Raw genomic sequence first — 21,897 nt, forward strand, 5'->3', positions numbered from 1 at the left:
GGTAGGATAAGTTGAAAGAAAATTTTTTTGGTATAAAAATGGTAGCAAATGTGTGAATTTATGTAATTATAACTAAAAAACCCCTCTTGTACATTGCTGAGGGGTTTTTAATAGATATTTTGTGATTAAACGGAGTTTTATACTTTAGCTACCGCATGAGGTTTTGGTGGATTAACTTGTAGTTTTTTAAACATTGATTCCCTTGCTTGCATCGCTAAGGTATCTTCTAAAGGCTGTAAAGTAACTGGTTGCTGATACTTTAATCGCAATGCTGTTTGAATTAGCCAGTCAGCCACGAAGGGATTTTTTGGTAATAGTGGCCCGTGGGAATATGTGGCTATAGCATTTTGATAAAACGCCCCTTCTGTTCCATCTTCGCCATTATTTCCTAAGCCATAGACGACTTTACCCAAGGCTTCCACTTTGCCTAATTTAGTGCGTCCGCCGTGATTTTCAAACCCGACTAAATAAGGTTTAGTTCCTGTCATCTCTTCCAAATCTTTGGCGAGTCGGCTAGCTGTCACTTCTATCACTAAATTACCAATACAACGCTTAGTATTTTCCCCAGGATGAACAGAGACTAAATCGAGAATTCCTAATCCTTCAATACGTTGTCCAATTCCAGGTTCGTAATAATGTCCTAAAAGTTGGGGTGAACCGCAAGTAAAAACTCCTGGTGTCCCGTTTTCGATTTTCTCACGGATGGCTTCAGCTTTCGCGCCTTGCAAATCTCGCATGACAATTTCTTGCTGTCTATCTTGCGCGCCACCACCTACTATGACATCTACAGATTTAATATCATCTGCTGTGGCGTTTTGGTCGAGGGGTAATACTTTAACACTATATCCCCGCCATTGGGCGCGACGTTCTATAGTAATCACATTACCGCGATCGCCATAGGTACTCATTAATGTAGGATATAGCCAACCGATTGTTAATTCTAATTGCATCTTGTTTAATTCGTAATTCGTAATTCGTAATTCGTAATTAGAGGAGTAGGGGAAATTATGAGGATTGTACATAATGCCCCATGCCCTATGCCTCATGCCCTATGCCCAATTTAAAGGATTTTCCTACCTGTGAGAACTTCCCGCACTTCTAACATGGCTGAGTAGGTTGGGAGGATGTGCAGGGTTTCATTCGGGGGGGTGTGTTCTAAGGCTGTGGCGATCGCTTGCTTTAAGTCTTCTTCGACAATTAAATTTATATTACTTTGGGGCGTTTTTTCGCTGTAACGCAGACGTAAAGCCATATCATAGACGCGATCGCCACTCACTACTAATGTTCCACCACGTTCGACTAATTTTTCTGTATCTACGTCCCAAATCCAGGATACATCTGTACCGTCGGGGGTGCGATCGTTTAATACCATTAATGTAGTCTTATCGGTGCTTTGGGTGACGACGCGAATCGTTTCATTTGTACCAACGGGATTTTTTGATAATAGAATTCTGACACGTTTACCATCAATTACTAAATCTTCTGCACGTCCAAAAGCAGCTTGAAAGTTATTAATAGTATTGCGAATTGTATTTTCATCTACGCCTAATTCTTTAGCGGCAGTGGCGGCAGCTAAGGTGTTGTATTTGTTATATAGACCAACTAAAATTTGTTGCCATTCGCTACTAACTAACGTCGGTTGACTCTTAGTAAAGCCACAACTAGGACAAGTAAAATCGCCTAAGTGAGATAAATACACGCCTTGGTAATCTAAAGAATGTCCGCATCTGGGACAGTAAATAGAATCAACAGCGTGGGGAATAGCTTCTAAATAATGTTCTGGTTCATTTAAGCCAAAAAATAAGACTTTTTGGGGTAACTGTTGACCGAGATGGGATAAAGTGGGGTCATCAGCATTAGGAATGACAACTGTTTCCGGCGGGAGAGTCGAGATTACTTTTGTCCAACGTTTACTAATAGTATCAACTTCGCCATATCGATCAAGTTGATCTCGGAATAAATTCAAACATAAAATAGCTTTTGGTTGGAGTGGTGTTAATACCTTGGGGACAATATTCTCGTCCACTTCCAGAATTGCATAATCAACATCCAGCGTTCCCACCAAATTGGTACTTTCAAGAAAAGCTGTCATCAAACCATTTTCCAGATTTGCACCCGTGGAGTTATGACAAACGCGGAAACCTTTATTTTCTAATATCGTGCGTAACAACAACGCCGTAGTAGTTTTACCATTAGTCCCAGCAATGATAATCACGCCATTTTTAACTTGCTGGCTCAACAATTGTAACAGCCTGGGTTCAATCCGACGCGCGATCGCCCCTGGTAATACACTAGCAGCACCCAGCCGCAGCGATCGCACCCCAAACGTGACACTTTTCGCCACCAACACCGCAAACCCTAAACGCACTCTATCTATAAGTTTTATCTTATTACCCACATCTATAACCCTAAATCTTTAGTCAATAGTCAATAGTCAATGGTCAATAGTCAATAGTCAATAGTCAATAGTCAATAGTCATTAGTCATTAGTCATTAGTCATTAGCTATTACTTCTCCCTTGTCTCCCTTGTCTCCCTTGTCTCCCTGCCCCCCGCCTGACAGGTGTAGGTTTTTTACAAGGGTGTAAGTGTTGATTCTGAAAGCTAGAAAATAAAAGTTGAAAACCAGAGTGTGGATGAGACTCAAATGCTGAAAAATGAGTATCTCAAACAATGGACACGCATAGTATCAGAGAAGATGCCACATCTGTCGATACCGCAAGTTGTGGGGTTGGCGACATGGAGTTTTGGCATGGTAATGACCAAATCAAGTAGCTTGACCAAAGTATCGCAATTTATCGCTCTTGTGAACGGAGAAAAAGTCACAGCAGTACGTCAAAGGTTAAGAGAATGGTATGAGGAAGCAGAAGCCAAAAAAGGTATTCATCGTCGCAGTTTGGATGTGAGCAGTTGTTTTGCACCATTGCTGATGTGGGTGTTAAATTTACTGCCAGCAAACATCAAACAAATAGCCCTAGCACTGGACGCAACGACGATTGGTGATAAGTTCGTAGTCTTATCACTGAATATTCTGTTGGCAGGATGTGGAATTCCCATTGCATGGTGTGTTGTACTAGCTAATAAACCAGGAAGTTGGTCATGTCATGGGCAAAAGCTGATCAATGCGCTACGGGAAGTAATTCCCAGTGGGTTTCAAGTGATAGTCACTGCTGACCGTGGACTATATGCCGACTGGTTATATCAACTAATTGTCGATGTTGGCTGGCATCCATTTTTACGAATTAACCATCAAGGAACTTATCGAGTCCCACCACATCAGACATGGCAACCATTGGTGGATGTGGTTTGCGCTCCTGGACAATCTTGGTCGGGTCGAATTGTTTGTTTTAAAACTAACCCACTCGAATGTACATTACTTGCTCGTTGGGACATCGGCTATCAAGACCCGTGGTTGATTCTGACTGACATTGAGCCAACTCAGGCTTCAGCTGTTTGGTACGGATTACGTCCTAGCACCGAATGCGTTTACCGCGATGTTAAATCTGACGGTTGGCATTGGCACAATACCCGTTTGCTTAACCCTCAACGTGCTGAACGTCTTTGGTTAGCCATCGCAGTTTCTACTCTTTGGATGGTCATGCTTGGTGGCGAAGCTGAAAATCAATCTTCTCCCCCAAATTTAGAAACACTTCCATCTCGGCACATTGTATTTTCTCAACCTCTTCACCTTCATCCTCAACGTCATATCTCTTGTTTTCTCCAGGGATTGTTAACCCTGATTGCTAATTTACTCAACCATCTTCCTATTCAACTTCATCGCTGGAGTTCTTTCCCTTCTACTCCTGTTGACGATTTCTACTGTTTTAACTCCTCCTAATTGTAAAAAACCTACACCTGTCAGCTGCCCCCCGCCCCCTGCCTCTTCCCAGCCCCCATTCCCCACAGATCCCACTAGGAGTTATCTTAAAAAATGGTGAACAGCCATAATTACGGCACGTAGCAGGTAAATATGGTACAGAAGTTAAATATACTCTTAACTCTGTTCCCTGTTCCCCGTTCCCTGTTTTATATATCCAGCCCTGGTTGCCTTATTCAGCACACCTAACGATAAATAGTAGCTTGCAAGGTGCTTTTTGATGATTAGTATCAAGTTTCCTGTTTTACATAAAAAAATTGCTGACTGGCGGTGGTTGGTTTCCAAATGTCTGTCATTGCTGATTTGTTTGTTAATTATTGGCATACAACCAGCTTGGGCAGGTATTAACGATGATAACTATGATGGCAATATGTTTGTGGTGTATGCGGGTAATGGTTCGTTAGTACCTCCCAGACAAACCCTCGCCCAGTCTTTAGCTGAACATAAACCAACGGTTTTGGCTTTTTATGTGGATGATAGCCGCGACTGTAAAGAGTATGCGATCGTGATTTCACGGGTACAAGAATTTTACGGTCAAGCAGCTGAGATTATGCCCATTAGCGTTGATACCATCCCCAACAAAAAAAGCTATGACCCCACAGAACCAGGATATTACTACACTGGAGGTGTACCGCAAGTTGTAGTTTTGAACCAGTCGGGTAAGGTAGTTTTAAATAAACAGGGTCAAGTACCTTTTGAAGAGATAGATGATAGACTGCGAGAAGTGTTTGATTTACTACCGCGTACCGAGTCAGTGCAATTGAAACGGCGATCGTTCAATGAGTTTAGTAGTGAGTTAGCTAAATAACAATGAGGGTAGACCAATTTGGTCTGCCCTGAATTTTAGTGCCATTTGTTACTGCATTTTTCATCCTGTAAAAGCTATGTTGAAATCTAGTCCATAGTCCACAGTCAAGAGTCCAAAGCAGTAGCTAGTGACTAATGATTGATAACTAATGACCAATGACTAGTAGAGTGGTTGCTGATGTCAAAGGTTTATACTACTGATGAGCTAATTCAAATTTTGGCAGCTGAACGCCAAGCTTGCCTTAAGGGAGAACGTCTAAAATTAGAAGTTAATGTATCTGGTAATCCTGTAATTGATCAGTTTATCAGAACAGAGGGACTGCAAAAATTCACAGCCTATCAAGATTTTAAAGCGGCTATTCACAATTATCAGCAGGAATATCAAGTTTCTGGGATTGTTTGGCGCGAGATGACAGTCAAAGGTAAAACCTTGCGTTACCCAGAAGTGGATACTCAATTAATTGCGCTAGCTAGTGATTTAGAAATTATCAAATCAGTCAAAGATGCTATTCTGAATTTTTGGGATGAAGTCACTGCACAAATGGATTTATATTTGAGTTTTAACAACAGCAAACAATATCAAAAAATCACTACATCTGATGTAGAAAGAATCGCCCAAAGAACGGAATGGGCTAGTTTGTGGAAATGGGAAAATCCTAATTTTTTAGAAATGATATTACAGATGGGATGGGGTAAACCAGAAGAAGCTAGTTATAAACGTGGTAGACCACAATCAGGTAGTGAATTTATTCATGCTGTCAACCCTGGTAATCAGCCAATTGGTTGATATGTAGAGTTCCCACTTATTATTATCCTACTCCCCGTAACCGTTACCAGTCACCTTACCTCGGAAAACAATGTATTGGTAAAGGTTATAGAACAACATTACCGGAATTAAAAAGCCGATGAAAATGATCATAATTACCAACGAGCTAGGATCAGCCGCCGCTTCATAAATGGTAATTTGTGGGGGAATGATGTAGGGAAAAACAATCAAACCTAAACCGATAAATGACAACACAAATAATAGAATCGTCCACACAAAAGGTGCGCGTTCTTCTTTGCGATTCAGACTGTTTAAAAGTTGCCAAACTAACCAAACTCCCAAAATCGGAATCACAGCAAAAATATAAACTAGTGGTTGCTGAAATAACCGCGCTCTAGCATTTTCATAAATAAATGGTGTGCTAACTGTAATGAAAACTGCACCTATTAAAGTAGTCCAGGCAGCAATTTTTGCGGTTTTGTAATGAGTTTCCTGCAATTCTCCTGTGGTTTTCCAGACAAGATAGGTAGAACCAATCAACACATAACCTTGAATCAACGTTAACGCCACCAACACCGATGGTAAACTGAACCAGTCCCAGGTACTACCAATAAAGTGTCCTGTCTCATCAACTTTAATTCCTTTAAGTACCGCACCCAAAGCAAAACCTTGTCCGAGTGCGGCGGTAAAACTTCCTGCACCAAAGGCGAAATTCCAAAACAGTTTGCGTCTAGATAATTCCCGAAATTCAAACGCCACACCCCGAAAAATAAACCCAAATACCATTACCAAAATTGGGATATACAAGGCGTTTAAAATTGTTCCGTAAGCCAAGGGAAATGCACCAAACAAACCCCCACCCATAAGAACTAACCAAGTTTCGTTAGCATCCCAAATGTTACTTAAACTAGTCATCAAAATTCCCCGACGTTCATCATCGGAGGATGTGAGAGATAAAATCCCCACGCCTAAGTCAAACCCATCTAGCATGACGTAGAGAAAGAGAAATAAAGCTAAGATGACAAACCAAACTTGTGGAAGAAAATATTGCAGTGTTTCCATAATTAGTCAATAGTCAATAGTCAATAGTCATTAGTCATTAGTCATTAGTCATTAGTCAATAGTCAATAGTCATTAGTCATTAGTCATTACTCGTTGGTTTTTTTCTTCCTTGTCTCCCTTGTCTCCTTCTCCCCAGTCCCCAATCCCCAATCCCCAATCCCCAATCCCCTACTGCTGCGCCTCTACAGGACGTTCATCAGGGACAAACTCTCCAGGGGTGGTATCTACTGCTGGTTTGGTGACTTCTGTTCCGGGAATGGGTAATTCTAAATTTGGCCCTGTGCGGATGATGCGGCTACCAAAGTACATGGCTGTAATAAATAAGATGCTATAAACTACCGCAAAACTAGTCAGTGAAACTAACACATTACTTGCAGGTAAACGGGAAGCAGAATCAACGGTGCGAATCTGTCCGTATAGTGTCCAGGGTTGTCTACCTACACAACGCACAATCCAACCAGATTCTACAGCGATGTATCCTAACGGTGCAGCTAATACCCAAGCTCGCATTAACCAACGCTGTTGACTAATATTTGTGGCTGCAAGTTTACCACGCAACCATTGCAGGGTACTCAATAACATTAACCCAGCAAAGAAAAAGCCGATCGCAATCATGGTACGGAAAGCGTAGTAAATTAAACCTACCATGTGGGGGCGATCGCTCGGTTTCCACTCTTTCAAACCGCGCACGGGTTCGGAAAGGTTCTGCTTAAATTCCAAGATGTAACCCAATGCGTTGGGAATGGTGATTTCCCAATCATTTTTCTCGGCTTTTTCGTTGGGTATTGCTAGTAAACTCCAGTCTGCGGGTTGTCCGGCTGGTGTGGATTCCCACTGGGCTTCCATTGCAGCGAGTTTTGTGGGTTGATAGTGATAAACTTGTTCGCCGCTTAGGTGTCCGATGTATATTTGTAGTGGAGCAACTGCGATCGCAGCTGCTAAGGCAATCTTCAAAGACTTAGCAAAAAACTCCGCGTGGCGTTGCTGAAGAATATACCAAGCACTAATTCCGCCAATCACAAATAAAGATGTCTCCAGTGTGGCAAAAAACATATGCAGCACACTGTTGACCATAAAGGGATTTAAAATTGCTTGAAAATAATCGTGAACAATAAACTTACCGTCCACCAGTTCCCCACCTGCTGGAGTTTGCATCCAAGAATTAGCCGTCAAAATCCAAACTGTGGAAAGATTCGCACCCACAGCCACCAAAATAGTAGAAAGATAATGAATGGCGGGATTAACTCGTTCCCATCCAAATAACATAATTCCTAAAAAAGCCGCTTCTAGCATAAACGCCCAAGAAGCTTCAAAACCAATTACACTCCCAAAAAAGTTACCCACTGCTTCCGAAAAAGGGGCCCAGTTCGTCCCAAATTGGAATTCCATCGGAATACCAGTCGCGACACCAATACCAAAATTCAGCACGTAAAATTTTGACCAAAAGCGCGCATGAAGATAATAGTCGGGATTTTTCGTTTTGAGCCAAATCCCTTCCACAATTACTAAATAAATTCCCATCCCCGTAGTCAGGACAGGCCAAAGCATATGAAAAATTGCAGTCAGCGCGAATTGCATCCGTGATAACACCACGGAATCAGATAAAAATTCCATGCCTGTATTCCCCTCTTTGTGAAAGATTCAGCGTCTTTACAGGTATCAAAAGTTTATACAAATTGTAATTTAATATGGATTTACGTAAGGATTATTTAAGCATGAAAAGAATTAATTTTCATCAAAATTACTCTTATATAAAAATCATTAATTACAGATAAATTAGGACTTTTTATTAAGAATAAATTATGATAAGTAGCCCCGTAAATTTCTTTTGTATTTACTTGTTAAACTTTATTTGGTGAATATTACATCTACCTATAGATAGGGAAAATTCATCTATATTTTGGGTTGATTGATGATATTTGTCAAAAGACAATTAGTCAAACTTCACATAAAAAAGTCTTGGATTAGCTCAATAAATAGCAAACCAAGACCAAATCAAGATTAAAAATAAATTATGAGGGGTTAATTAACTAACTAAATCAGGAAATACTTCTTGCACCGCCGGATGTACTAAGCGATGATTCTGCACGTTCAAACCTTTAGCTAAGGCTGGGTTAACGTCTAAGGCTTTGAGTCCCAAATTAGCCAACTGCACCACATAAGGTAGTGTACTGTTATTTAAGGCTTGGGTAGCTGTCCAAGGGACTGCTCCTGGCATATTGGGAACGCCATAATGCACTACACCTTCCTCAATGTATACAGGGTTGGTGTGGGATGTAGCGTGTAATGTTTCTACACAACCGCCTTGGTCAACTGCAACGTCAACTATCACCGAACCTGGGTGCATTTGTCCCACTAACTCGCGGCTAACTAAAATTGGTGCTTTGCGTCCTAATACCAACACTGCGCCAACAACTAAATCTGCTGCTTTGACTGCTGCTTCAATGTGAGCAGAGCTACTGTAAAGTAATTCGACTCTTGAACCGAAGATTGTTTCTAAATAAGATAAACGCTCCACATTCACATCTAAAATTTGTACCGCCGCACCCATACCAACGGCGATTCTGGCGGCTTCTGTACCGACTACACCACCACCTAAAATTACTACTTTTCCTGGTTTCACCCCAGGAACACCACCCAAAAGCACGCCTCTACCACCTTGTTGACGTTCCAAATAGCGCGCGCCAAATTGTACTGCTAACCTACCGGCAATGATGCTCATGGGTGTGAGCAGAGGGAGTCTGTTTGCGCCGGGTAACTCTACGGTTTCGTAGGCGATCGCACAAGTGCCAGAATCAATTAAATTCTCTGTTAGTTTGCGATCGGCTGCTAAATGCAGATAAGTAAACAAAATCTGCTCTTTTCGCAAAAATTTATATTCACTAGATAATGGTTCTTTGACTTTTACCACTAATTCCCGATTCCATACAGCATCAGCTGTAGAAACAATTTCCGCCCCTGCACTTTGATAATCTGCATCTGTAAACCCAGCACCGCTACCTGCTTGAGTTTCCACAAAAATGCTGTGACCGTTTTCTCGCAAAACCCTGACACTAGAAGGACTCAAGCCAACGCGAAACTCTTGATCCTTCGTCTCTTTGGGAACGCCGATTTCCATACAACGCCTCTGCCTGATTTTTGATTTAATTTAGCCTGCCAGCCTCAAACTGACACTTCCGTATTGAAGATAGCTATTTACATAATTAGTTTTCCCTATTTAATTTCCCCAAACCGCACACTATTTATCCCTTGACGATTGCTTGATTGTTTCTACAATATATAAAGAATAATTACAAATTGTTAACGAGTGATCGCACAACTGTTTAAGTTATCCTTACTCAAGTTCTGCCATTAGCTCAAAACTGAATTATTAAGTCCCGTTTGCCGAAAAGAGGTTTTTGTCATATGTCACAAGTGCAACCCACAGTCAGCCCCAAACTAGAAGAGCCAAAATTTGGCTTTAACGAATATGCTGAACGCTTGAATGGCCGAGCCGCCATGATTGGTTTTTTGTTGATGGTGGTAATTGAATACGTCACCAATCAAGGTGTGCTTTCTTGGCTTGGTCTTAAGTAGTTATTAGTGTTGACGTTGTAAGCTAGTAATTAGAAGAGTTGAAACCAGCTGGAACTTCTAGCTGGTTTTTACTGTATTAACTAATAATGGAATCCTTAACCCAAGTTACCCTCATTAATTGACAAGGCGCACTAGAGAGTGTCAGTAATCGCTTCTATTTGCAAATACTTAATGCAAGGGAGTTAATGACTACACGTAACTGATCACCTTAAAAAATTATCATCTTTTTCAGAAGCCTTTTCTGGAGAAAGGTAATTTGCAGATGAGGTATTGTAGTGGAAACATCTTGCAAAAGGTGGTTGAGAATTCGTTGCTTCGTCAACAAGACTCAATAGAGAGGTGCGTAGTTCACCCAGTACGAGTCAAAGCGTACAAAGCTAGTTAAGTAGATATCTGTCTATAAAACTAGTAACTATTTTGAGTAAATCAACAAAAGGTAATCTGGATAAACCAAGCTGTGATGAACGCTGTATTACCTCGTTTTTTAAAGTCAGCCTACCGTAGAGAACCCATCGTCAGCATCTTGATAACTATGGGTGTAGTCGATGCCTTAATTGGTGGTTTTGATGATAGTTGGTCATTATTTGCTGTAGGTTTAGGCACAGCAGGCGTAGCACTCGCTTTTAAGTTGTGGCGTAATAGTCAGCAACAACCTCCTCTACCAGAAGAGCCTGTTGTACAACACTACTTACCACCACGTTCATCTAATTCCACTTTGCCTATGCTAACGGTGAATAAGAAAAAACCGCCCTATTAGGGAGTGCTGAGTGCTGAGTGCTGAGTGGTGTTAGCGGTAGCGCGGCGTTTAGTCGGTGCTGAGTTGGGATAAGTGGTATGGGTTTAAAGTTCAAGGAGATTAACAAGCGGAATTTTGAATCCAAAATCCAAAATCCGTCTTGGAAAGTTTCCTACGGCGGGAAACCCGCCTACAGAACTTTCCGCAAAATCCAAAATTGCTTGTGATTGGTGTATTTGAGCAGGTGAGGGAAAAAAGTGAGGAGTCAGAAAAAAAACGACCTGTATTTGATTTTGGCATTTGTGGCGGCGATCGCAGTGCCGATCAATCTCTGGACAGGATTAAAAATTGATTCGGCTCATGCTAACCCCACTGTCAATACTCCAGAAGCAACGGGAGCATTTACCAATCCCGTTCTCCTCCGCAGGATCATGGCACATCAAAGCAGTGTGAACTCTGTCACCTTTAGTCCAGACAGCACAATGCTGGTTAGTGGCGGTGCTTACAATGATGGGATTGTAAGGATGTGGAATCCCATCACCGGCAAAAAAATCAGGAGTATCACCAAAGCTCAAACAACTACGGTAGAATCCCTGGTGATTTCCCCTGATGGGCAAACTTTAGTAAGTTGTGGTAGTGATAACACAATTAATCTGTGGAATCTCAAAACTAATAAATTTACCCGTTCCTTTGTGGGACATAGTGCTAGTGTTTTATCCTTAGCTGTATCTCCCGATAGCAAAGTGCTAGTCAGTGGTGCTTTGGATGGGATTCGGATGTGGGATTTACTACAACAACGCCCACTAGCGACATTAGTCAGATTCGATAATACAATTCATGCAGTGGCTATGAATCCCGATGGTCAAACCATCGCCAGTGGTGACAAAAAAGGAGTCATTAAACTGTGGGATTTAAGCACAGGGAAGTTAATCAGGGGATTTATCGCCCACAAGGATGTAGTTACAGGTATTGCGTATACTCCTGATGGGCAGAATTTAGTGACATCCAGCCGCGATCGCACTGTTAAAGTGTGGAATCTCACCTCTGGCAAATTAGTCTACACCCTCACAGGACATAACAATTGGGTAAATGCGATCGCCATTCATCCCAACGGACAAATTTTAGCTAGTGCTGGTAGAGACGGGATCAAAATCTGGGATTTAACTACAGGCGAGTTATTAAATACACTAATTGGACACAGTGATTGGGTAAGCGCGATCGCTTTTAGCCATGATGGACAAATGCTAGCTAGCGGAGGATTTGACGGCGTAGTCAGCGTTTGGGGTAATCCCTCCCTGGCGGTGCGGAGGAGATAGGAAGCAGGGTGCAGGGAGGAGTAATGAGTAATGAGTAATGAGTAATGACTATTGACTATTGACTATTGACTATTGACTATTGACTATTGACTATTGACTATTGACTATTGACCATTGACCATTGACTTTTTGAATTTTGTATTGCTTACAATGACTATGGATGCTGGATAATGGGAAAGCTTTGACATTTACCAGTAAATCTAGCTTGGAACAACAGAACTAATAACTATGCGAACTCACTATTGCGGCGAACTCCGAAAAGAAGATATTGGAGACACTGTTACCTTGTATGGATGGGTAGACCGTCGCCGCGATCATGGGGGTGTGATATTTTTAGATTTACGCGATCGCTCTGGAACAGTCCAGATTGTCAGCGATCCGCAACGCACCCCAGATTCCTACGAACAGGCTAACTCTCTACGTAACGAGTACGTTGTGGAAATTACAGGCAGAGTCACACAACGTCCCGAAGAATCACTGAATAGCCGTATTCCTACTGGCGAAGTGGAAATTTATGCTGATAACATTAAACTGCTGAATGCTGTAAGGAAGCAGTTACCTTTTCAAGTTTCTAGCGCGGACACGGAAAGCGTGCGGGAAGACTTGCGGCTAAAATATCGTTACTTGGATTTACGACGCGATCGCATGGCGCGGAATATACAGCTACGCCATCAAGTCGTGAAAGCTATGCGTCGCTATCTAGAAGATATAGAGGGTTTTATTGAAGTAGAAACCCCGGTGCTGACTCGTTCTACCCCAGAAGGTGCAAGAGATTACATTTTACCTAGTCGCGTGAATGAGGGTGAATGGTTTGCGCTACCCCAGTCTCCACAATTATTTAAGCAAATATTGATGGTATCGGGTATGGATAGATACTATCAAATCGCCCGTTGCTTCCGCGATGAAGACCTACGCGCCGACAGACAGCCAGAATTTACCCAGTTGGACATGGAAATGAGTTTCATGTCCCAGGAAGAAATTATTGCTCTCAATGAAAAGTTAGTTAGTTATATCTTCAAAATCGTCAAAGGGATCGAATTACATACCCCCTTCCCCCGTCTTACCTACGCTGAGGCGATGGAACGTTACGGTAGTGATAAACCAGATACCCGCTACGGCTTAGAATTAGTCAACGTTTCCGATGTTTTGAAAGACTCTGGTTTTAAAGTCTTTCGGGATGCGATCGCCTCTGGTGGTATCGTGAAGATTCTCCCCATCCCCAACGGTAACGAGCAAATTTCTAACGTCCGCATCAAACCAGGTGGCGATTTATTCAAAGAAGCCAGTGAAGCCGGTGCAAAAGGTTTAGCTTATATTCGGGTGCGAGAAAACGGCGAAATTGACACCATTGGCGCAATTAAAGACAACCTCTCAGAAGAGCAAAAACAGGAAATCTTAAAACGTACAGGCGCGCAACCAGGACATTTATTACTGTTTGGTGCAGGTGATGCGGTGACTGTCAATAAGACTTTAGATAGATTACGTCAAGTCGTCGCCAAAGAATTCAACTTAATTGATCCCGAAAAAATCAATCTCCTCTGGATTGTGGATTTCCCGATGTTTGAGTGGAATGCAGACGAAAAACGCCTAGAAGCATTACACCACCCCTTTACCGCACCCCATCCCGATGATTTGCACGACTTAAAAACAGCCCGCGCCCAAGCTTATGATTTAGTCTTCAACGGCTTTGAAGTTGGCGGGGGTAGTTTGCGGATTTACCAACGGGACATCCAAGAACAGGTGTTTGAAGCGATTGGGTTGTCTCCAGAAGAAGCACAAAATAAATTTGGTTTCCTTTTAGAAGCCTTTGAATATGGTACACCGCCACATGGTGGCATCGCCTACGGTCTAGACCGATTGGTGATGTTACTAAGTGGTGAAGAATCCATCAGAGATGTCATTGCTTTTCCGAAGACACAGCAGGCTCGTTGTTTGTTAACTGATGCACCTTCTGGTGTAGATATCAAGCAATTGAAGGAACTGCACGTTGCTTCGACGTATAAACCAAAAGTTTAAGTCAGTCAACAGTTATCAGTTAACTTTTGACTGATAACTGTTGACTATGAAAAAGTGCGATCGCTTCTAATCCACCGTCCAATCTACTATTTTTAAACCAGGAACTTTCTCAAAATCTCGTTGATTGCGAGTTACTATAGTTCCTTTAATAGCAAGTGCTATCGCTGCAATTCTTAAGTCTCTTGTTCCAATCCGAACCTTTTGGCGACTTAAATCATCATAAATCACCGTGGCTTCTGGACTAAAATCAAGGGCATTTTATAGTTTTGAGGTCAATTGAGTCATCATTATCGCGTCTTGTCCCTCATCTCCCCCGAAATTTTTCGCTCTCTTATAGTCCCGTTCGCTTTTCCAACTCTTCTGGATAGCGATCGCCTTCAACTTTAATTTGCGCCAATACCTCATCGATGCTCTGCAATTCGTCCTGTGTTAGCTCGATGTTTGCTGCGCCAATGTTTTCTTCCAACCGATGCAGTTTAGTCGTACCTGGAATAGGGACAATCCAGGTTTTTTGCGCCAGTATCCAGGCAAGAGCTATTTGTGCGGCTGTGGTTTGCTTGTTGTTCGCCAACTCTTTCAACACATCCACCAATATCTGGTTAGCATCGAGAGCTTCCGGCGTAAATCGGGGAACAATGCTGCGGAAGTCAGATTTGTCGAATTTTGCGTCTTTGCTGATACTGCCCGTTAGGAAGCCTTTACCTAAAGGACTAAACGGCACAAGCCCGATTCCCATATCTTCCAGGGCTGGGAGTAAGGCTTCTTCTGGATGCCGCCACCACAGGGAATACTCACTTTGAACGGCAGTTACCGATTGGACTGCGTGCGCCCGGCGGATGGTCTGTACACCTGCTTCTGAAAGCCCCCAATGTTTTATTTTGCCTTCACCGATTAAATCCTTCATAGTTCCAGCAACGTCTTCGATCGGTACTTGGGTATCCACGCGGTGCTGGTAGTATAAATCAATCACGTCAGTCTTTAATCGCGTCAGTGAACCTTCTACAGACTCTCTGATTCTTGATGGATGACTATCCTGCACCTGCTTGCCGTCCTGTAACTTGATGCCGAACTTCGTGGCAATGACGACACGATCGCGGTAAGGTTTGAGTGCTTCGCCCACCAATTGTTCATTTGTGAAGGGCCCATACATTTCGGCTGTATCAAAGAAGGTGACTCCACGCTCTACTGCGGCTTGGAGCAGGGAGATACTTTCTTGCTTGTTGAGAGTATTGCTGTAGGCGTAGTTCAGCCCCATGCAGCCGAACCCAATTGCCGAGACTTCCAGATTGCTATTTCCAAGTTTGCGCGTTTGCATTGTTTTTCCCCGTTAATGTGGAACTGATATTGTTCGCCGTTGATCGCTCCCGCCGTTGTCAGTCGTTTTTGTTGCGATCTCTGCTCACTGTGGGGTCATCAATCGGAGATGGAGCGGTCTTATGACCCCAGCGAGGCCACAGATAGAAGACGTTGAGGAGGATGTAGAGCAGCACGGCCAGCCAGGGTAAGACCAGCGCAATCACGGTGGCGATCGCATAAACGGTAGGCCCCACAAAGAACTGCCGATTGATTTTTTGTATCTTTGTTGCCGTGAGGTGGGTACTGATCAGCCGATACCCATGAGCCGCGTACCGCCACATAGCGTTGACGAAGATACCGATGACGGTCAATATCCCACTGTAGAACGCAGCAGCAACTGGCTCGTCCGTTCCGCGATGAAACGCTTCGGCAAGCACGGCTGTTGGGAACGGTAGAAATGCGATGAGCATCAAGTGGAAGAGGTTAAGCAGCAACAGTGTTCCATCCACACGGACGATGTGTTTGAACATGGCGTGGTGGTTAATCCAAATTGCACCAATCACCAAAAAGCTCACTACATAGGCAAGGTAAGATGGCCACAGATGAAGGAGTTCTGCGGCGAGTGCCGTATCGGGTGGCGGTACTTTGATTTCCAGCACCAGTAAGGTGATTGCGATCGCAAAAACGCCGTCACTAAATGCCTCCAAGCGGGTAGTATCCACGCTCACCTCCTCTGCAAGAAGTCGTTGCTGTTCGCAAGTTTCCACTTTTGCATGATTACTCCTTTAAGATGCGATCGCAGTTATTCAGATTTGAGGGATGCCATATCAATTACGAAGCGGTACTTAACATCGGACTTGAGCAGGCGTTCGTAAGCTTCGTTGACTTTCTGAATGGGGATGACTTCAACATCGGCGGTGATGTTATGTTCACCGCAAAAGTCAAGCATCTCTTGGGTTTCGGGAATACCACCGATATTGGAGCCAGAGAGATTGCGACGCGCCATAATCAGGCTGAATGCCGAAACATCCAGGGGAATAGGGGGCGCTCCAACCAGGGTGAGATTGCCATCAATGCGGAGCAGGTTGAGATAGGCGTTGATGTCGTGCTTGGCGGAAATGGTGTTGAGGATGAAATCGAAACTGCCAGTGTGCTTCTGCATCTCTTCGGCATTGCGGGAGACGACCACTTCATCAGCACCCAGGCGGAGCGCGTCTTCTTTCTTATCAGGTGAAGTGGTGAAGACAACGACATAGGCACCAAGCGCATGAGCTAACTTCACGCCCATATGTCCCAGTCCCCCAAGACCGACCACGCCGACTTTATTACCCTTGGTAACGCCCCAGTGGCGCAAGGGTGAATAGGTTGTGATTCCAGCGCAAAGGAGTGGTGCAACCCCACAGAGATCGAGATTTGAAGGAACGCGCAGAACAAAGCGTTCATCAACGACTATGCTATCGGAGTAACCGCCGTAAGTAACTCCTCCAAGGTGCTTGTCCGGAGAGTTGAAGGTAAGGATTTGGTTCGGACAGAAATTCTCAAGGCCGGCTTGGCAATTAGGGCAAGTACCATCTGAGTCAACTAGGCAGCCGACAGCAGCGAGGTCGCCAGGCTTGTACTTAGTCACGGCTGAACCGACCTGGGTGACACGACCGACAATCTCATGACCAGGGACAATCGGATAAGTAGTGGGCAAGAATTCGCTCCACTCGTTACGGACTGAATGAATGTCAGAATGACAGATGCCACAGAACAAGATTTCGATCTGAACGTCGTGTTCGGTTGGATTACGACGCTTGATCTGGGTGGAAGCCAGTGGTGATGTTGCGCTGGCTGCGGAATAAGCTTTCGTTTTGTACATTAATTAATACTCCTAGCTCCTGTAATGACGATGACTTTGTTTTGAACGTTTAACATATTTATTAAAGAAACATCCCACCAGAGACTTCTATTCTTTGTCCATTCACCCATCTGTTTTCTTCAGATAGCAAAGCGGCGATCGCACCTCCAATATCATCAGGTAATCCGACGCGACCCAAGGCAGTTTGCGAAGCGACGAAGTTGTTAAGTTCTGGATTGTCACGCACAACACCATCACCAAAATCTGTTTCAATTGCGCCAGGGGCTATCACATTCACAGCAATTTGTCTTTGACCAAGTTCCTTGGCCAGATATCGGGTTAAAACTTCTACAGCCCCCTTCATGCTTGCATAAGCTGCATAGCCCGGCAGAGTAAAACGGGCAAGACCAGAAGAAATATTCACAATCCTTCCCCCATCGTTGAGCAAAGGCAGAAGTTTCTGTGTCAGGAAGAAAACGCCTTTGACATGAATATTCATTAATCGGTCAAAATCTTCCTCAGTTGTATCTGCAAAAGAGGCATAAACACCAATACCCGCATTATTAATGAGAAAATCAAAATGCTCTGTCTGCCATTTGTCTTGCAATACTTGTTTGACTTGCTCTACAAAACCATCAAAGGCTTTAGTGTTTGAAGTATCCAGTTGCAGTGCAGAAGCTTTACCACCAATTTCTTCAATGGAAGATACGACACTTTTGGCTGACTCTTCGTTGTTATGATACGTCAAGATGATCCCAATTCCCATTCTCGCCAGAGCCAAAGCAGTATTTTTGCCCAGACCTCTGCTTGCTCCTGTTACTAATGCAATCTTTGTCTGAGTTTGCATCATCGCCTTATTTTTTGATTATTTCCTCGAACTGTGTTCATGATATGGTTGAAAACCCAAGTTTTAAATGCACAAAGATCGGATATTATTGCCTAATCCTCCAAAATCATGTTTTATTAAGGTAGAAATATTTTTTACAATCTGCGAGTAAGTAAATCATTCTAAAAGCTAGTATGGTAAGCGAGATACTCCAGCCCAGCACTATCCTCAACGAATGCCAACAACTAGTAGCATTACTAGAGCAGCACACCAATGGCAAAGGAGACGGTATCCATAAAACACAGATAAGTCAGCTGGAATTTGTGCGAGAATCTTCTGCTCCCAATTCTATCTGCACTGTTTATGAACCAATTATTGCCATCGTTGTTCAGGGTAAAAAAGAAGTATTACTTGGTGAGGAAACTTACCGATATGGAGCTGCTCAATATCTTGTTGTCTCAGTTGATTTGCCTTTAAACGGATTTGTTGTAGAAAGCACACCAGATAAGCCATTTTTCGGATTTAAGTTAAGTTTAGACTTGCTTTTGTTGTGTGATATTATTTCCGAAACAAAACCAAGTATGCATCATAAAGAAAATTCTGTGCGAGGCTTGTTTGTTAGTGATGCCTCGCCAAAATTACTCGATTGTGTCATTAGACTGACACAACTTTTGGATACACCAGAAGATATTCCAATAATTGCACCACTGATTATCCGAGAAATTTATTACAGGCTGTTAATCGGCGAACAAGGCGAGGCTGTTCGTCAAATTGCCACTGTTGGCAGCAATATGCAACGTATTGCCAATGCGATCAAATTCATTAAAACTAATTTTACAAAGCCAATACGGGTTGAGGAATTAGCACAGCTAACTAATATGTCAGCTTCATCTTTCCATCATCACTTTAAGTCCGTAACATCCATGAGTCCGCTTCAATATCAAAAACAGTTAAGGTTATTGGAAGCACGCCGCCTGATGCTTACTGATAACTTCGATGCCGCCAATGCTGCATCTCAAGTGGGTTATGAAAGTCCATCACAGTTCAGCCGCGAATATTCTAGAATGTTTGGTGCGCCACCAATTCGGGACATTCAACGTTTACGCATGGCATGAATTCAGTGAACTCATTTCTGTCTTATTATATCTGTCCTTCACTGCATTCTATCTATAGTGCGGTATTGGATGGCTTCGGCTACATGATGGGCTTTGATGTCGTCTTCACCGGCTAAATCTGCGATAGTGCGCGCTACTTTAAGAATGCGATCGCTTGCCCTTGCAGATAAGCCTAACTTATTAATCGCAGCTTCTAGTAAACTCCGGCTAGCATCATCGAGTTTGCACCATTTTGATAAATGACGGCTTTGCATTTGCGCGTTACAGAGTAGATTTCGTTCATCTCGAAAACGATTAGCAGCGCGATCGCGTGCTTGTTGTACTCTCTCTAGTACAGTCGCAGAATGTTCTCCTGTGGGTTGTTGGGTAATTTCTTCTGGTTTTAAACGGTTTACCGCTACTTGTAAGTCAATTCTGTCCATGAGGGGGCCAGAAAGTTTTGCCCAATATTGTTCCCGTTGTCTAGGAGAACAACTACACTGCTGAATTGTATCGCCGTAATAGCCACAAGGACAGGGATTGGTGCTGGCGACTAAAGTAAATTGTGCGGGAAAAGTAACTGATTGTCTGGTGCGTGATATGGTAACAAAGCCGTCTTCTAAAGGCTGACGCAGAAATTCTAAGACATCCCGCTTAAATTCCGTGAGTTCGTCCAAAAATAAGACCCCACGGTGAGATAAAGAGATTTCCCCAGGACGGGGAAAACCGCCACCACCGACTAAAGACGGCCCTGATGCCGAGTGATGAGGACTACGAAAAGGGCGATCGCGCACTAATGTACCACGATTCTTTAATAAACCAGCCACAGAATGAATTCTCGTCACCTCCAGAGCTTCTGCAAAGCCCAAAGGGGGCATAATTCCAGGTAAACGGCGGGCTAACATCGTTTTCCCACTACCTGGAGGCCCGACAAATATAAGATTATGCCCCCCAGCCGCCGCAATTTCTAAAGCGCGCCTTGCATGGGCTTGTCCTTTCACGTCCTTTAAATCTGCAACACTCTGAACGGTTTGGGGTAAATTCTCTGCTACATCTAACTTGACGGGTTTGTACTTTCCTGGATTGTTCAATAAATCCACCACTTCCCCCACATTATTGCAGCCATACACATCTAAACCTTGGACAATTGCTGCTTCTTGAGCATTATCAATAGGCACAACTAAACCCGCAATTCCCATTTTCTCAGCCGCCGCCGCCACAGGTAAAACACCAGTTACAGGACGTAAACTTCCGTCTAGCGAAACTTCCCCTAAAAAAATATAATCGCCCAATAAATCCGCACTTACTTGCTCAGAAGCCGCCAAAATCCCCACGCTAATTGGTAAATCAAAACAAGGGCCTTCCTTACGTAAATCAGCAGGCGTTAGATTAATCACAATTTTTCGCATAGGAAAGGCAAAACCCGCATTTTTCAACGTGGCTTTAACTCTCTCTTTCGACTCCTGAATCGCTGAATCAGGTAGCCCTAAAACCACGATTCCCGGTAAACCACCTGAAACATCCACTTCTACACCGACTTTTACAGCATCGATGCCGACAATTGACGCACTCCAAACTCTAGCAAGCATTGGTTAAATATTTCTTCTATAGACAGTAAACCTTTAGAATCTCTAGCAGATGAGTAATTACAATCGCATGAGTGAAACCACAGAGACAATTTTTAGTAAAATCATCCGTCGGGAAATCCCCGCTAACATCGTTTATGAAGATGATTTAGCCTTAGCTTTCACAGATGTTCATCCCCAAGCCCCTACCCACATTCTGGTGATTCCCAAAAAACCAATTCCCAAATTAGCCGAGGCTACACCCGAAGATCAGGCTATTTTGGGTCATCTGTTATTAACTGTCAAAGCTGTAGCTGAAGCCGCAGGACTAAAAGATGGTTATCGCGTAGTCATAAATACGGGTGAGGATGGGGGTCAAACTGTTTACCACCTACATCTGCACATTCTCGGTGGACGACCAATGGCCTGGCCTCCTGGTTGATGAATATCTATGAGTCGCGCTTTGTCATCCCTTTAACCGTACTGATAATTAACTTTTAACTTCTCTGTACTGAGATCATGAAACAGCGTTCCTCTTTAACTGGGACGCTGTTCAATTTTTGCAATCTATCATAGGGCGGATTAATGCCTAGCCAAAATGTATAAATTTTATAAAAACGAAATTAATGTGTAGTGTTTTTACTGTTGATTTAGCCTGGAAAACTCACCTAATATTTACCACATCATTTTTTCTTATGTGAAATATTGTGAAATCTATTCTACAGTCATACTTAGACCAAGAAATCTGGATACTGATACGAGACAAATGGTATTTTGCAAAAGTCATCCGAGTTTGGGATGATTTGTTGTGGTTTCAACACAGAACTCACAACAAAGAAACAGAAGAAGATACCTTGTGGGAAATGGTAGTGAAAATCAATGAAGTGATTGCGATTGACAGAATCATTTCAGTTGTCAGTAGAAAACCAGATGTATTCATGTCAAAATTGCTCGAAACTGATCAACCCACAAATCATCATAAAAAAGAGCATGAAAACTAATTAACTACAATCAACTGTTATTCTAGAAAATTCTGTGTGATGTGTGAGAGTCAGATAACTAATAACCCCAGTTTCACAGGGAACTGGGGTTATTAATTTGGATTAAAAAATAGCGATCGC

The 21,897-nt window shown here is 43.0% G+C and carries 20 protein-coding genes; 10 read left to right on the forward strand and 10 right to left on the reverse strand.

Going from position 1 to position 21,897, the window contains the following annotated elements:
- Window positions 1-137 precede the first annotated feature (137 nt).
- Complete coding sequence (locus tag ACQFX9_RS06500; protein WP_427161232.1) at window positions 138-950, reverse strand: type 1 glutamine amidotransferase; 813 nt, start codon at window positions 948-950, stop codon at window positions 138-140.
- Window positions 951-1,060: 110 nt separating this feature from the next.
- The gene (locus tag ACQFX9_RS06505; RefSeq protein ID WP_427161233.1) at window positions 1,061-2,398 is read right to left on the reverse strand and encodes a MurT ligase domain-containing protein; all 1,338 of its coding nucleotides are present in this window, start codon (window positions 2,396-2,398) and stop codon (window positions 1,061-1,063) included.
- Between the two features lie 248 nt (window positions 2,399-2,646).
- Here ACQFX9_RS06505 and ACQFX9_RS06510 point away from each other — a divergent pair, with 248 nt between their 5' ends.
- The 3 genes from ACQFX9_RS06510 to ACQFX9_RS06520 all read left to right on the forward strand — a co-directional run bounded on the left by ACQFX9_RS06510 (window position 2,647) and on the right by ACQFX9_RS06520 (window position 5,470).
- Entirely contained in the window at window positions 2,647-3,837 is a 1,191-nt protein-coding gene (locus tag ACQFX9_RS06510; RefSeq protein ID WP_427161234.1) for a transposase, read from the forward strand.
- Between the two features lie 259 nt (window positions 3,838-4,096).
- Window positions 4,097-4,684 carry a thylakoid membrane photosystem I accumulation factor gene (locus tag ACQFX9_RS06515; protein ID WP_427161235.1) on the forward strand — a complete coding sequence of 196 codons (588 nt, stop codon included), beginning with the start codon at window positions 4,097-4,099 and terminating at the stop codon, window positions 4,682-4,684.
- A 177-nt stretch (window positions 4,685-4,861) separates the two neighbouring features.
- Complete coding sequence (locus tag ACQFX9_RS06520; RefSeq protein ID WP_427161236.1) at window positions 4,862-5,470, forward strand: hypothetical protein; 609 nt, start codon at window positions 4,862-4,864, stop codon at window positions 5,468-5,470.
- 27 nt (window positions 5,471-5,497) lie between these two features.
- Here the strand turns inward: ACQFX9_RS06520 and cydB are convergent, their stop codons facing one another.
- The 3 genes from cydB to ald form a co-directional block, all read right to left on the reverse strand.
- Window positions 5,498-6,511 carry a cytochrome d ubiquinol oxidase subunit II gene (cydB, locus tag ACQFX9_RS06525; RefSeq protein WP_427161238.1) on the reverse strand — a complete coding sequence of 338 codons (1,014 nt, stop codon included), beginning with the start codon at window positions 6,509-6,511 and terminating at the stop codon, window positions 5,498-5,500.
- Between the two features lie 168 nt (window positions 6,512-6,679).
- Entirely contained in the window at window positions 6,680-8,125 is a 1,446-nt protein-coding gene (locus tag ACQFX9_RS06530) for a cytochrome ubiquinol oxidase subunit I (protein WP_427161240.1), read from the reverse strand.
- Window positions 8,126-8,537: 412 nt separating this feature from the next.
- The gene (ald, locus tag ACQFX9_RS06535; protein ID WP_236141801.1) at window positions 8,538-9,629 is read right to left on the reverse strand and encodes an alanine dehydrogenase; all 1,092 of its coding nucleotides are present in this window, start codon (window positions 9,627-9,629) and stop codon (window positions 8,538-8,540) included.
- A gap of 287 nt (window positions 9,630-9,916) precedes the next feature.
- Between ald and ACQFX9_RS06540 the strand changes: the two genes are divergently transcribed.
- The 4 genes from ACQFX9_RS06540 to aspS all read left to right on the forward strand — a co-directional run bounded on the left by ACQFX9_RS06540 (window position 9,917) and on the right by aspS (window position 14,155).
- Window positions 9,917-10,087 (forward strand): chlorophyll a/b-binding protein, encoded by a 171-nt coding sequence (locus tag ACQFX9_RS06540; RefSeq protein ID WP_157943303.1) that lies wholly within the window; start codon window positions 9,917-9,919, stop codon window positions 10,085-10,087.
- 460 nt (window positions 10,088-10,547) lie between these two features.
- Complete coding sequence (locus ACQFX9_RS06545; protein WP_236141817.1) at window positions 10,548-10,844, forward strand: hypothetical protein; 297 nt, start codon at window positions 10,548-10,550, stop codon at window positions 10,842-10,844.
- A gap of 236 nt (window positions 10,845-11,080) precedes the next feature.
- The gene (locus ACQFX9_RS06550) at window positions 11,081-12,139 is read left to right on the forward strand and encodes a WD40 repeat domain-containing protein (RefSeq protein ID WP_427161241.1); all 1,059 of its coding nucleotides are present in this window, start codon (window positions 11,081-11,083) and stop codon (window positions 12,137-12,139) included.
- 228 nt (window positions 12,140-12,367) lie between these two features.
- Window positions 12,368-14,155 carry an aspartate--tRNA ligase gene (gene aspS / locus ACQFX9_RS06555; protein WP_427161242.1) on the forward strand — a complete coding sequence of 596 codons (1,788 nt, stop codon included), beginning with the start codon at window positions 12,368-12,370 and terminating at the stop codon, window positions 14,153-14,155.
- Window positions 14,156-14,486: 331 nt separating this feature from the next.
- On the opposite strand, the gene ACQFX9_RS06560 is transcribed toward aspS, so the two are convergent.
- From ACQFX9_RS06560 to ACQFX9_RS06575, 4 genes are all read right to left on the reverse strand, one after another.
- Window positions 14,487-15,470, reverse strand: coding sequence for an aldo/keto reductase (locus tag ACQFX9_RS06560; protein ID WP_427161243.1), 984 nt, complete (start codon window positions 15,468-15,470; stop codon window positions 14,487-14,489).
- Between the two features lie 58 nt (window positions 15,471-15,528).
- The gene (locus ACQFX9_RS06565; RefSeq protein ID WP_427161244.1) at window positions 15,529-16,173 is read right to left on the reverse strand and encodes a TMEM175 family protein; all 645 of its coding nucleotides are present in this window, start codon (window positions 16,171-16,173) and stop codon (window positions 15,529-15,531) included.
- 80 nt (window positions 16,174-16,253) lie between these two features.
- Window positions 16,254-17,312, reverse strand: coding sequence for an NAD(P)-dependent alcohol dehydrogenase (locus ACQFX9_RS06570; protein ID WP_427161245.1), 1,059 nt, complete (start codon window positions 17,310-17,312; stop codon window positions 16,254-16,256).
- Between the two features lie 61 nt (window positions 17,313-17,373).
- Complete coding sequence (locus ACQFX9_RS06575) at window positions 17,374-18,141, reverse strand: SDR family NAD(P)-dependent oxidoreductase (RefSeq protein ID WP_427161246.1); 768 nt, start codon at window positions 18,139-18,141, stop codon at window positions 17,374-17,376.
- Between the two features lie 170 nt (window positions 18,142-18,311).
- Between ACQFX9_RS06575 and ACQFX9_RS06580 the strand changes: the two genes are divergently transcribed.
- A complete protein-coding gene (locus ACQFX9_RS06580; RefSeq protein WP_427161247.1) occupies window positions 18,312-19,232 on the forward strand; it encodes an AraC family transcriptional regulator in 921 nt (306 codons plus the stop codon).
- A gap of 38 nt (window positions 19,233-19,270) precedes the next feature.
- Here ACQFX9_RS06580 and ACQFX9_RS06585 read toward each other — a convergent pair whose 3' ends face one another.
- On the reverse strand, window positions 19,271-20,800 hold the full coding sequence (locus ACQFX9_RS06585; RefSeq protein WP_427161248.1) for a YifB family Mg chelatase-like AAA ATPase: 1,530 nt from the start codon (window positions 20,798-20,800) through the stop codon (window positions 19,271-19,273).
- Window positions 20,801-20,867: 67 nt separating this feature from the next.
- Here ACQFX9_RS06585 and ACQFX9_RS06590 point away from each other — a divergent pair, with 67 nt between their 5' ends.
- Both ACQFX9_RS06590 and ACQFX9_RS06595 read left to right on the forward strand, forming a co-directional pair.
- Entirely contained in the window at window positions 20,868-21,218 is a 351-nt protein-coding gene (locus ACQFX9_RS06590; protein WP_427162815.1) for a histidine triad nucleotide-binding protein, read from the forward strand.
- A 265-nt stretch (window positions 21,219-21,483) separates the two neighbouring features.
- Window positions 21,484-21,777 carry a DUF6679 family protein gene (locus ACQFX9_RS06595; protein ID WP_236141796.1) on the forward strand — a complete coding sequence of 98 codons (294 nt, stop codon included), beginning with the start codon at window positions 21,484-21,486 and terminating at the stop codon, window positions 21,775-21,777.
- Window positions 21,778-21,897 lie beyond the last annotated feature (120 nt).

Source organism: Aliinostoc sp. HNIBRCY26 (assembly GCF_050235535.1).
Taxonomy (GTDB): domain Bacteria; phylum Cyanobacteriota; class Cyanobacteriia; order Cyanobacteriales; family Nostocaceae; genus Trichormus.